Source organism: Staphylococcus sp. SB1-57, assembly GCF_017086425.1.
In the GTDB taxonomy this organism is placed as follows: Bacteria; Bacillota; Bacilli; order Staphylococcales; family Staphylococcaceae; genus Staphylococcus; species Staphylococcus warneri_A.
In genome coordinates this window covers 1,083,297-1,096,118 of sequence record NZ_CP070964.1, presented here as the reverse complement: position 1 = coordinate 1,096,118, position 12,822 = coordinate 1,083,297, and the positions used below count along the sequence as shown (strand labels likewise).

Sequence of the window (12,822 nt, the reverse complement as noted above, 5' to 3'; positions counted from 1 at the left end):
CGTATTCAACGTTATTAATCATATCAACAATAAATGTATTCGTCAACTACTTTTTTTATTAATCATGATGTCTTACTTCTTCCATAGATACATCTTGTCGTAAATCTACTTGTTCTAATGGAATTTTTTTAGTCTTATATCGTACTTTATGATATATAAAGAATGCTAAGAACACCGGAATTCCCATATAGGTAATAATAAATCGATTTAAGTCAAAGTCCCCTGTTTTAATAAAATCGACGTCTTGACCTAGTATAACAATTATACATAAGAATCCGGCAAATATTGGGCCGAATGGGAATAATTTAGCCGTATATTTTAATTTAGATTTGTCATAATTTTGCTTATCGAATGCACGTCTAAATCTATAATGACTCACTGCTATACCGACCCAAGCAATAAATCCTGTCATACCACTTGCTGCAACGATATATTCATATGCATCACCACTAAAATGTTGTACTGCAAAAATCACTACAACAATAATTCCAGTTACGATTAAAGAAATGTGCGGTACACCATTTTTATTCGTTTTAGAAAATGAATTAAATGCTAGTTTATCTTTACTCATTGAATATAACATTCTAGTAGACGCATACATCCCTGAGTTACCTGCAGATAACACTGATGTTAATATAACTGCATTCATAAATGATGCTGCAAATGCAAGTCCAGCATTTTGGAACACTAATGTAAATGGTGAAGTAGAGATGCTATTTTCTCCACCCATAAGTGCACTACTATCATATGGTATTAGCATACCAATGATGAAAATTGCTAGTATATAGAATAATAATATTCTCCAGAACACTTGTTTGATTGCTTTTGGAACGGCTCTTTCAGGATTTTCAGATTCCCCTGCTGTAATACCAATTAATTCAGTTCCTTGGAATGAAAAGCCAGCAACTAAGAACACACCTAATATTGAAAGTAAGCTACCACCTAAGTTACCACCAAGGATAGGGCCGCCTCCTTTAGTAAAGGTTTCAAAACCAACGAATTTACCACCCATTATACCTACAATAGTTAATAATCCTATTACAATAAATATGATGACAGTAACAACTTTTATAAGTGCAAACCAATATTCACTCTCACCATATACTCGAACTGACAATGAGTTAAGTGCAAAGATAATAACTAAAAATATACAACTCCATACCCAAGCGGGAACACTTTGCATTGGGGACCAATATTGAATGACCTGAGCGGCAATGGTTACATCTGCAGCTACTGTAATGACCCAGTTAAACCAATAGTTCCACCCTAATGCAAACCCTAGAGATGGGTCTACAAATCGTGTGGCGTATGTACTAAATGATCCCGAAACTGGTAAATATGTGGCCATCTCGCCTAGTGAGGTCATTAAGAAGAATACCATTGCTCCAATAATTGCATAAGCAATCAAAGCACCTAAGGCACCAGCGCTGTGAATGGCTCCACCGGAAGTCATAAATAGACCTGTTCCAATACAACCACCAATCGCTATCATAGATATGTGGCGGTCTTTTAAACCTCTTTGTATCCCTTCATTTTGACTTTTGTTTTTACTCATAGAAGATTCCTTTCTTTGTATTTAGAGGCAGTTATGATTTTGTTTTATCATTTATTAAAGAAACAACACATTAAGTTCTGTTTCATCATCTATTTCAATAGCTGTACCATATCTCACTTAATTATGTTACTTTTATTTATAAATCTAAAACAAAAAAGTGGCTACATACCTTTAAGATATGCAACCACTTTGCTTTTATCTATATAAGGTAGCACATCACATTCTGTGACAGTACAGTTTCTTTCGACAACTGTCCCAACAAGTCATAATTATGGTTATCACTTGTTTCGGCAACATTACCTTTAACTTGTTCAACATATGTCCCATAAGACTTCTGACAAGCGACTCTTTAATATTGCAACCTCTAACTCAACTTTTTATTTAACTAACTTGTAATATACATGAACTGCGTTTAAATTTCAAGCTTATCTATGCTTTTTTAAACGGATTTCGTCTACTAAATTCCAAATAAATTCATCTTTTTCTAATGTCTCTTGATCTTGAGAACCGTATTTACGTACATTTACTTCATTGTTTTCTACTTCTTTATCTCCTACCACTATTTGATAAGGGATTTTTTGCATTTGGGCTTCACGGATTTTATAACCCATTTTTTCATTACGATCATCGATTTCAACACGAACACCTTGAGATTTTAATTCATCTTGAATTGATTTTGCATAGTCGTAATGTAAATCTAAATTAACCGGGATAATTTCAACTTGTTTTGGTGCTAACCAAGTTGGGAATGCACCTTTAGTTTCTTCAGTTAAGAATGCAACAAATCGTTCCATTGTAGATACAACACCACGATGAATAACTACAGGTCTATGTTGCTCTCCATCTTGACCAATGTATGTGAGTTCAAAACGCTCAGGTAATAAGAAATCTAATTGCGCTGTAGATAATGTTTCTTCTTTACCCATAGCTGTTTTAACTTGCACATCTAATTTAGGGCCATAAAATGCCGCTTCTCCGATAGCTTCTTCGTATGATAACCCTAATTCGTCAGCCGCTTCTTTAATCATGTTCTCAGCTTTATTCCACATTTCATCATCATCAAAATACTTTTCTTTATCTTCTGGGTCTCTATAACTTAATCTGAAACGATAGTCTTCGAAACCGAAATCTTTATATACATCTTGAATCATATTAACTACGCGTTTGAATTCTTCCTTAATTTGATCAGGTCTAACAAAGATATGTGAATCGTTCAAAGTCATACCTCTTACACGTTGTAATCCTGATACAGCACCACTAGCTTCATATCTATGCATAGTACCTAATTCGGCAATACGAATTGGCAATTCTCTATAAGAATGCGGTTTATTATTATATATCATCATATGGTGAGGACAGTTCATCGGACGTAATACCATTTCTTCTGTCTCATCTAATTTCATAGGTGGGAACATATCCTCTTGATAGTGATCCCAATGTCCGGATGTTTTATATAAATCAACATTTGCTAATACTGGTGTATATACGTGGTCATATCCCATACTTACTTCTTTATCTACAATATAACGTTCAATTTCACGACGAATTGTAGCACCATTAGGTAACCATAGTGGTAAACCAGCTCCAACTAGTTGACTATTTGCAAACAACTCTAAATCTTTACCGATTTTACGGTGATCACGTTCTTTGCGCTCTTCCAACATTTCTAAATGCGCTTTTAAATCTTTTTTATCAAAGAATGCAGTACCGTAAATTCGTTGTAACATTTTATTATTACTGTCTCCGCGCCAGTATGCACCAGCTGTTGATAATAATTTAAATTCTTTAATTTTAGACGTAGATGGTACATGAACACCTCTACATAAATCAGTGAATTCTCCTTGACTATAAAGCGTTACATTTTCATCTTCAGGTATTGCATCAATTAATTCTAATTTGTATGGATCATCTTTGAAGAATGCTTTAGCTTCATCCCTAGTGACTACTTTTCTTTCGATTTTATGATTCTCATCGACAATTTTTTTCATTGTTTTTTCAATTTTTTCAAAGTCATCTGATGAAATTTTTTCATCTGTATCGAAATCATAGTAGAAGCCGCCTTCAATGACAGGACCTACACCAAATTTAACATCCCCGTATAAACGTTTTAATGCTTGAGCCATCAAATGAGCAGTTGAATGACGCAATACTTCCAATGCTTCATCACTGCCTGGTGTAACGATTTCAATCTCACCATCTTCTTCTAACGGTCGTGTTAAATCTACCATTTGTCCATTAAATTTACCTGCTACAGCTTTTTTACGTAGACCTGGACTGATTGATTGAGCTATATCTTCAGTAGTAGTGCCTTTATCAAATGCCTTTGAATTACCATCTGGAAATTGAATATTAATTTGATCCATACTATAACCTCCTAAATTATAAAAAATCATATCGTTGACTTATTGAAATAAATCAATGTAAAACTATAGAGAAAATAAAAAAATCCCATCCCTAAATCAGGGACGAGATTGTCGTGGTACCACCCTAGTTAAGCGTTAAAACAATACTCGATTAAAAATCGAGCAATTTTAACGTCTTCTCTACATAAGATAACGGTCTTGAGCCGAGTATTCATTACAAATACCATGCATTAAAGTAGTAATAATTTAATTTATTAGCCATATTCTCATCAAACAACGGCTTTCTGTGTAACAGTGATTAAATTATCATGTCTTCAACAGTTTCAACGATTTAGATTTGATTCTATTATACAACATTTTATGAAAATATCAATTGTTTCTAAAGTTTTCACCTTTTAAGAAATAAGGTGTGGATAACGTCTTAATACGTTCAATAATTCGAGCTGCTTTCGTTTTTTCTGAACCCTCACGTGTCATTGATAAATGGTGTTCTAATTCATCATAACTTAAATTAGAAGTAAAGAAAGTGGGTAATTCATGAACCATTCTATAATGCAATAATGGGCCAATAACTTCATCTCTAACCCATGGCGTTACTTCTTCTGCACCAATATCATCTAGCATTAAAATGTTAGCTTCTCGAATTCTTTGTAATTTTCTTTCGTAACTCCCGTCCTTAAAACCACCTTTTAATGTGCGAATGTATTCGGGAAGATAAACTATAGTAGATGGCACTTTTTTAGCTTTGAGTTGATTTGCTATGGCACCTAAAATAAATGACTTTCCAGTGCCAAAAGGTCCATACAGATATAGCCCTTTGACATTCTCACCATTTATTAACTTTTTGCATATATCATTAACTTGCATTGCAATATCCAATCGATTACGTCCAGTTGTATAAATATCTTTAATCTTTGCATTTAAAGTATCTCTCTGCATATGATGTGATGTAATCAATTGAGAATTAAGTCTTTCTTCATCATATTTCACTTTACATGGGCATGGCAAATAGCGGATTTTAATACGTTCATTTTCGATATATAATTCTGGTATATGGCCTTTAACAAAATTAGGACATTCATTATAATGATGCCCATCATAGTGCTTTTGTTGATCTTTATATTCTTGTAGAACGTTTAAATCTTCATCAATCATGGCATTAGTTAATTCTGATTGATGTTCATTTAAAAATTGCTTAACATCAGGATCATTAACAACTTGCTGACGTATTTTAGCAATTCTCTTTTCGAAATCTTTATTTGAACCTACAATATTCTTAAAGCTTTCCATCTAATCCTCCTCCCAATCTTTATTTAATTGTTCTAAGAATGCTTGTCTATCCTTTTCAAATTGTTCATCCTTTTCATCTTTTGAAAGTTCTGTAGCATTCGGATTATCTCTTTCTTCTAACCATTTAGGTGTTTTCTCTCTAGAAACCAATTTACTTTTACGATTATAACCTTGATAAGGTTGCGATTTATTCTCATAAGATGGTTTAGGTTGATTAACTTTCAAGGCATATTCATAAGCTTGTTTAGCCGTAGTAATCCCTTTCTTCTTCCAATTCGAAGCAATTTCAAAAATATATGATTTTGGTAATTTCATATCTTCTTTGAGCATAACAAATTGTAATAAGATGTTAATAACTCCAAAGTTCATTTTTTCTCTATGAATTAATTCTTCAATCATATTCTTTTGAGACAATGTTGGTTCTGATTCAGACCATGAGGCTAACATATCAATTGGACTCGTCTGTTCTAACAATTGAAGCCATTGTTCCGTATCATTTTCAGGATTAGGGATTTCATTAGATTGGTTCGAATTTTCACTTTGTTTAATGCTTTTATTCAATTCTAATTTAGGTAATTGGTTTTCATGTTCTATTAAATAATATGAACGCGCTTGTTTACGCATCTCTTCAAAAGATAATTGTTGAGCACTAGTAATTGAATTCAATATAATATGTTTCATCGCGTCAGCCGTTAAACCATATAAAGTTGCAAGTTGAATAATAAGACTTTTAGCGTCTTTTGTCACGATTTCATTTGAAATGAAGTGGTTATGTAACATCTGTTTCAACATATCAAAATCAAAAGATTCATTAGACAAATCAAGTCCTTGATACTCACTCGCTTTAGGTATATCTTGTGTGTCGATATCTAATATTCTATTGGGTACTTTAAAGACATCTGTAAACTTTCTCGTTGTTTGTTGATACTGCGTTAAATCTCTAAAAGTTTGTTCAAAATGTTTCTTTAGTACTTGGTATCTTTTTTTATCAACTTCACTATATAAAAATACAGATAACATAGGGTCATTGAAAAATTGGGATGCTGACGGCGGCTGAATCAATTGATATATAAAATGTGTTTGTTGCTCATCATGTTTAACAAATGATTTCATTAAACCAATTGCTTCTAACAAATCCATTTGATTTCTAAAGTCGATTAAATTTTCTTTAAGTTCATTCATAATGACATAATGGGTTAATGGTTGTTCAATATCATTGGAAAATTGATGCATAAAATGATATAAACCAATTGCTTGAGGCCCAATTAAAGGTGTAAACAGACGGTTTAATATTTCAAGATGTTGTGAGTTTAAATAAAAATCTTGTATCACTTCAAAACTATCTTGTGGTCTTAACCCTAATTCAAAGGAATTTAACCCCATTTATAAATCACTCCGTTTATTATCATTAAGAATACCTTGCATTGAGGCCAACAGTTGATCAATATCTTTAAACTCTTTATACACAGAAGCAAAGCGAACATAAGAAACTTGATCAACATGCATTAATAAGTTCATTACATGTTCTCCAATTTCTCTAGATGAAATCTCAGTATGACCTTCATCTCTTAATTGCCACTCCACTTTATTTGTTATATCTTCTAGTTGTTGGTATCTCACTGGACGTTTTTCACATGACCTAACTAATCCATTCAAGATTTTTTCTCTTAAAAATTGTTCTCTCGTTCCATCTTTCTTCACTACTATTAATGGACTCACTTCAATATGTTCAAATGTTGTAAATCTTGTACCACAATTTTCACATTCTCTTCTTCGACGAATCGCGTTTGCATCTTCTGCATGACGTGAATCTACTACTCTCGAATGCGTTGAATTACATTTTGGGCATTTCATGATTGTCACTCTTTTCTATTTAGATTATGCTTAATTATACTATAAATTCGCACGTTACAAAAGAAAGCACCTTTTAAATTATATGACTAAAAGTGTAAACTATTTTATATCATTAAATATAACAACCTAAATAAAAAATGTGACATTTTCAAAAATGATGTTAAATTTAAATTTTTCTCTATTTAATTTATGATAAATTTGATACTCCCACTTTATAAGAACAAAAAAACTGCCAATGTAACCTTTAGCATTAAAGGTTACATTGGCAGTCGCTTAAAAATGATTTTTATACAGCTTCTACTGCTTTATGAGATTCTATCAATTTACCAATTTGTTCTGCTACTTCAACAACTCTGTTTGAATATCCCCATTCATTATCATACCAAGCGATAACTTTAACTTTTTTATCACCCATAACCATTGTAGATTGTGCATCAATTACTGCAGAATTTGGATTTGTATTAAAATCTACTGAAACAAGTGGTTCGCTTTCTACATCCAATACACCATCTAAATTTGCATTTTTGAATGCATCATTAATTTGTTCTACTGTTACATTTTGTTCTAAATCTACAACTAAATCTACAAGTGAAACATTCTTAGTTGGTACTCTTAGTGCCATTCCATGTAATTTACCTTCTACTTCAGGTAGTACCTCTTTTAATGCTTTCGCAGCGCCTGTAGATGTCGGAATTATACTTTCATTACATGAACGTGCTCTACGTAAATCTTTATGTGGGTTATCAATATTCTTTTGGTCATTAGTAATTGCGTGTACTGTAGTCATAAGACCATTCACAATACCAAATTCATCATTTAATACTTTAGCAACCGGCCCAATACAGTTAGTTGTGCATGATGCATTACTGAAAATATCGTATTCATTAACATCTAGCTTTTCATCATTGACACCTTTCACAATCATTTGAACATGACCACCTTTAGATGGGCCTGTTAATAATACTTTTTTTGCACCAGCATTAATATGTGCAATAGCTTTATCACCATGATTGAATTTACCAGTTGCTTCGATGACAACATCTATATCAAGTTCTTTCCAAGGTAAGTTTTCTGGATTTCTATCTGAAACTAATTTGATATCTTGATTTTTATAACGAATGCCATTTTCAGTAGCTTCTACTTTTTCGTCGAACTTACCATGAGTTGTATCATAATTGATAAGATGTGCAATTGTTTCTGGAGGGTAACTTGCATTAATTGCTTTTACGCTTAAGTTTTCATTTTTTAAAGCAATTCTTAATACCATTCTACCTATTCTACCCATACCGTTAATTGCTATATTCGTTGTCATTTAAAGCACCCCTTGACCATTTATTTATATGTTATACTTTATGGCATTAGTATAACATAATAAATTATTTTTGTAAGCGTTTACCAAAACTTTACAAACGCAAATTATAATCAATCATAATAAGATTTAGTTATTAAATGATATCGAATTCAATATCATCTAATAACGCTATAAATATAAAAGATTCTATAGTTACTCAGTAATCATATAAAAAAACCTGAGTCATTTTTAAATGTCTCAGGCTTAATAAATAGTTACTATTTGAATTATTTCTCAATATAACCTTTTTCACTAAGTAACTTTTCTAAATTTTGCTTTAGTTCCAGTTTATCCCCAAGATTATCAATCACGTGGTCAGCCATTCTACTTTTCTTATCAATAGATATTTGGCTATATACTCTTGCTTTTGCTTCTTCTTGAGTTAAATCATTTCTTTCCATTAAACGATCAATTTGAATACTTTCAGATGTGTAAACAAGCCATACTTCATCTACGGTATCTTGCAATTCATTTTCAAATAAAAGTGGTATATCCATAATTACGTTATGGCCTTTATTTAAAAATTGTTGCTTCTTTTCTTCCATTATTTCTCTAACTTTAGGATGAACAATTTCATTTAACTTAATACGTTCGCCTGGATTATTAAATACTAATTCACCCATATATTTTCTGTCCATCTCGCCATTTTCATCAATAGCTTCTTCGCCAAAAACTTCTTTTACCTTCGCTATACCTGGTGTTCCTTTAGCAACTGCTTCTCTTGCAGCTGTGTCCGCATCTACTACTTTAAATCCAAACGCTGTTAACAATTCAGATACAGTTGATTTACCTGATGCGATACCACCAGTAAGTCCTATTACTTTTGACATATTTTCACGCTTCCTTTATTTCTGACAAGTCGGGCAATAGTGACTATTTCTAGATGCGATGACTTTCGTTTCAATTGAGTGCCCACATACCTTGCAATATTTTTGTTTATAAACATTCAGATGTAACTGCATTTCCCCTGTTTTACCATCGGCATGACGATAATCGGAAATGCTTGTTCCTCCATATTTTATACCCTCATTTAATACAGATCGAACATGATAAAATACCATTTCTTTTTCTTGTTGCGTTAAATCTTGCGTTAGTCGACTGGGTAAAATGCCCGCTCTAAATAGAGCTTCACACGCATAAATATTTCCGCAACCAGATATAACTTTATGATCTAAAATCACTTGTTTAATCGGTTTTTTAGCATAATTCTTTTTATTGGTAATATCTAAAAAATGTTGCATTGCATCTTCGTCAAATGGTTCAGGAGCTATACTTAAAAATGAAGGATATGCATCGAAGCTACTCACATTTCTAATTTCTCCAAAGCGACGAATATCTGAATAGATTAATTTTTTACCATTGTCTAATTCAAAAATAACTTGCCAATGTTTACGATAATTAGGTACAGCAATTTGTTCTAAATGATCAACAACGAAAAATCCACCAGCCATACCTAAATGACTAATCAAAATACGTTGTTCTGAATCACGATTAATATAAAATACAATATATTTACTTCTACGCTCAATTTTGGTAATTGTATAACCTTCTGTTAAACGTTGAAAACTATCAAGCGTCATTCCTTTGATAATCGTCTCTCTATTATCTTCTTTACCCTTTTTTACATTTTCTGAAAAAGTAATTTTATTTATCGTAGTATTTATGGCATACGGTTCAATCCCACGTTTAACATGTTCTACTTCTGGTAGTTCTGGCATATTCAAACCTTCCTTTATTTTGCATCATACCATGTCGCACCGTAACTTGAGTCAACTTTTAGTGGCACATCTAATTCTAGTGCAGACTCCATAATGTCTTCTACAAACTGGCTGAATGATTCTACTTCATCTTTTGGTACTTCAAAGATTAATTCGTCATGAACTTGCAATAATAGTTTCGCGTGATATTTAGTATGTTGTACTTCTTTATTGAATTGCACCATAGCCAATTTGATAATATCTGCCGCACTACCTTGAATTGGCGTATTCATTGCTGTTCTTTCTGCAAAACTTCTTAAATTAAAATTACGACTTGTAATATCTGGAATATATCTACGACGATGTAATAATGTTTCTACAAAACCTTGAGCTTTAGCATCTTTCACAATATCTGACATATATTGTTTGACTCCTGGAAAACTATCTAAATAATCATCAATAAATGCTATCGCCTTTTTACGTGTAATTCCTAAACTTTGGCTTAATCCATAATCACTTATGCCATACACAATTCCAAAGTTAACGGCTTTCGCTTGTCTACGCATTAAACTATCAACTTCATCCGCTTCCACATCGAAAACCTTCATTGCAGTCGCTGTATGAATATCATGACCATTTATGAATGCTTCTTTCATACTTTCATCTTGCGTAATATGTGCTAAAACTCTTAATTCAATTTGAGAATAATCGGCACTTAAAATAACACTATCTGTAGATGTCGGTTTAAATGCTTTTCTAATTTTCCTACCTTCTTCTAAACGAATAGGTATATTTTGTAAATTTGGATCCACACTTGATAATCGCCCAGTTTGAGCTAATGTTTGATTAAAACGTGTATGAATGCGATTATCTTCACTAATCACTTTTTGTAATCCTTCTACATACGTAGATTGTAATTTTGATAATTGGCGATATTCTAAAATATAATCAATAATTGGGTGTTGACCTTGTAATTGTTCCAATACATCAACAGCAGTAGAGTAGCCTGTTTTAGTTTTTTTAATCACTGGTAATTCTAGTGTTTCAAATAATACCACGCCAAGTTGTTTAGGAGAATTAATGTTAAATTCTTCACCCGCAGCTTCATGAATATTTTTAATTAAAACATCTAGCTTTTCTTGAATCTCTTTCTCCATATGTTGTAAATCATTTACATCTGTATAGATTCCAATTTCTTCCATCTCGCTTAATATTTCGGCTAATGGTAGTTCTAAATCTGCTAATAGAGATTCTTGATTATATTCTTTTAGTTGATTTTGCATTTCTGATTTCGATGCACTTACCGCTTCAATGATTGAGGCTACATGTTTATTTAAAATCTCGTCTTCTGGAATATGATGCTTTTTGCCCTTACCATAAATAGCCACGTTATCCTGCACATAATGTTGTCCATATAAAGAAACAACTGAATTCACATCGTCAATGGTTCTTGATGGATCGATAATGTAACTAGACAACATGACATCAAACTGAATGTTTTGAATATCGATATCTAGTCTATGAGCAACAACATAAGTTTTCTTAGCATCATAAACAGTTTTTGCTGTATTTGGATTTTCTAACCAATTGACTAAATCTGAAAATTGTTTAATTTCATCTGCATTGATAACAACATGATGTTCTCCAGTATAAAGTCCAAATTTTAATATATTATCTTTTAAATAATTACTATCTTCTAGCTCAAAATGAATGGTCGCCTCATCTAAATCATTAAAATTAATATGGTCAAAATCCGACTCAATCTCAAAGACTTTATCTTTTTGTTCTTGAGTTGCTTCAAATGAATCTATTTCTGCTAAAAGTTGGTTAAATTCTAATTTTTTAAAGAGCTCAATTTTTTCAGTTTCATCAATGTCTGCTTCCATTTTAGTATCTTCTAAATTAACTTCGATTGGGCTTTCAACATTAATGGTAGCTAAATCTTTACTCATTAAAGCATCATCTTTACTATTTTCAAGTTTTTCTTTAAGTTTTTTACCTGAAACACTATTTATATTGTCATAAACGCCTTCTACAGTATTGAATTGATTTAGTAATTTAATTGCTGTTTTTTCGCCTACGCCAGCTACGCCCGGTATATTATCTGAAGTATCGCCCATTAACCCTTTCATATCAATAATTTGATTTGGTGTTAATCCGTTATATTTTTCAGCGATAAAGTCTGGTGTATAATGATCGACTTCTGTTACACCTTTTTTAGTATAGTAAATTGTGACATGATCAGTAGCAAGCTGCGTTAAATCTCTATCGCCAGTAATTATGATAGTTTCAAACCCAGCTTTGTCCGCTTCATTACTCAAAGTACCAATAATATCATCTGCTTCATAATTCTCTAATTCATATCTTTTTATGTGATATGCATCTAATAACTGACGAATATATGGGAATTGTTCACTTAACTCAGGTGGAGTTTTTTGTCTACCACCTTTATATTCACTATATTTAGAATGTCTGAAAGTTGTTTTACCTGCATCAAACGCCACTAAAAAGTGATTAGGTTGTTCTTCTTTAAGAATTTTCTCTAGTAACATCGCAAAGCCATATACTGCATTAGTATGTATGCCTGCCTTATTTGAAAGTAATGGCAAAGCATAGAAAGCTCTAAAGCTTAAACTATTACCATCAATTAATACTAATTTATTCACGTTATAAACCTCCAGCACATATTTAAATATATTTTAGCATAAACAG

The 12,822-nt window shown here is 32.1% G+C and carries 9 protein-coding genes, 1 pseudogene and 1 riboswitch; all 10 genes and pseudogenes read right to left on the bottom strand.

Annotated elements, in window-relative coordinates; all coding sequences use genetic code 11:
- Positions 1-58: 58 nt before the first annotated feature.
- Positions 59-1,555 carry an amino acid permease gene (locus JX000_RS05425; protein ID WP_002451767.1) on the bottom strand — a complete coding sequence of 499 codons (1,497 nt, stop codon included), beginning with the start codon at positions 1,553-1,555 and terminating at the stop codon, positions 59-61.
- 201 nt (positions 1,556-1,756) lie between these two features.
- Positions 1,757-1,930, bottom strand: a riboswitch (Lysine riboswitch).
- Between the two features lie 50 nt (positions 1,931-1,980).
- Positions 1,981-3,918, bottom strand: coding sequence for a threonine--tRNA ligase (thrS, locus tag JX000_RS05420; protein ID WP_002451766.1), 1,938 nt, complete (start codon positions 3,916-3,918; stop codon positions 1,981-1,983).
- A 180-nt stretch (positions 3,919-4,098) separates the two neighbouring features.
- Positions 4,099-4,195: pseudogene (locus JX000_RS12315) on the bottom strand (hypothetical protein).
- Between the two features lie 92 nt (positions 4,196-4,287).
- Positions 4,288-5,208 (bottom strand): primosomal protein DnaI, encoded by a 921-nt coding sequence (dnaI, locus tag JX000_RS05415; protein ID WP_002451765.1) that lies wholly within the window; start codon positions 5,206-5,208, stop codon positions 4,288-4,290.
- Positions 5,209-6,591 (bottom strand): replicative helicase loading/DNA remodeling protein DnaB, encoded by a 1,383-nt coding sequence (locus tag JX000_RS05410; RefSeq protein WP_075778012.1) that lies wholly within the window; start codon positions 6,589-6,591, stop codon positions 5,209-5,211.
- The gene (gene nrdR, locus JX000_RS05405; protein WP_002451763.1) at positions 6,592-7,062 is read right to left on the bottom strand and encodes a transcriptional regulator NrdR; all 471 of its coding nucleotides are present in this window, start codon (positions 7,060-7,062) and stop codon (positions 6,592-6,594) included.
- A 286-nt stretch (positions 7,063-7,348) separates the two neighbouring features.
- On the bottom strand, positions 7,349-8,374 hold the full coding sequence (gap, locus tag JX000_RS05400) for a type I glyceraldehyde-3-phosphate dehydrogenase (RefSeq protein ID WP_002451762.1): 1,026 nt from the start codon (positions 8,372-8,374) through the stop codon (positions 7,349-7,351).
- Positions 8,375-8,640: 266 nt separating this feature from the next.
- Positions 8,641-9,243, bottom strand: a complete 603-nt coding sequence (coaE, locus tag JX000_RS05395) for a dephospho-CoA kinase (RefSeq protein WP_002452224.1) — start codon at positions 9,241-9,243, stop codon at positions 8,641-8,643.
- Between the two features lie 15 nt (positions 9,244-9,258).
- Positions 9,259-10,131: a bifunctional DNA-formamidopyrimidine glycosylase/DNA-(apurinic or apyrimidinic site) lyase gene (mutM, locus tag JX000_RS05390; protein WP_049425094.1), complete on the bottom strand. Its 873-nt coding sequence runs from the start codon at positions 10,129-10,131 to the stop codon at positions 9,259-9,261.
- Positions 10,132-10,145: 14 nt separating this feature from the next.
- Entirely contained in the window at positions 10,146-12,776 is a 2,631-nt protein-coding gene (polA, locus tag JX000_RS05385) for a DNA polymerase I (RefSeq protein WP_145506599.1), read from the bottom strand.
- Between the last annotated feature and the right edge of the window lie 46 nt (positions 12,777-12,822).

What these genes read in the sequence shown, in the direction of transcription:
- JX000_RS05425 (WP_002451767.1), bottom strand. Translation starts at nt 1,555, where the DNA reads ATGAGTAAAAACAAAAGTCAAAATGAAGGGATACAAAGAGGTTTAAAA.
- thrS (WP_002451766.1), bottom strand. Translation starts at nt 3,918, where the DNA reads ATGGATCAAATTAATATTCAATTTCCAGATGGTAATTCAAAGGCATTT.
- dnaI (WP_002451765.1), bottom strand. Translation starts at nt 5,208, where the DNA reads ATGGAAAGCTTTAAGAATATTGTAGGTTCAAATAAAGATTTCGAAAAG.
- JX000_RS05410 (WP_075778012.1), bottom strand. Translation starts at nt 6,591, where the DNA reads ATGGGGTTAAATTCCTTTGAATTAGGGTTAAGACCACAAGATAGTTTT.
- nrdR (WP_002451763.1), bottom strand. Translation starts at nt 7,062, where the DNA reads ATGAAATGCCCAAAATGTAATTCAACGCATTCGAGAGTAGTAGATTCA.
- gap (WP_002451762.1), bottom strand. Translation starts at nt 8,374, where the DNA reads ATGACAACGAATATAGCAATTAACGGTATGGGTAGAATAGGTAGAATG.
- coaE (WP_002452224.1), bottom strand. Translation starts at nt 9,243, where the DNA reads ATGTCAAAAGTAATAGGACTTACTGGTGGTATCGCATCAGGTAAATCA.
- mutM (WP_049425094.1), bottom strand. Translation starts at nt 10,131, where the DNA reads ATGCCAGAACTACCAGAAGTAGAACATGTTAAACGTGGGATTGAACCG.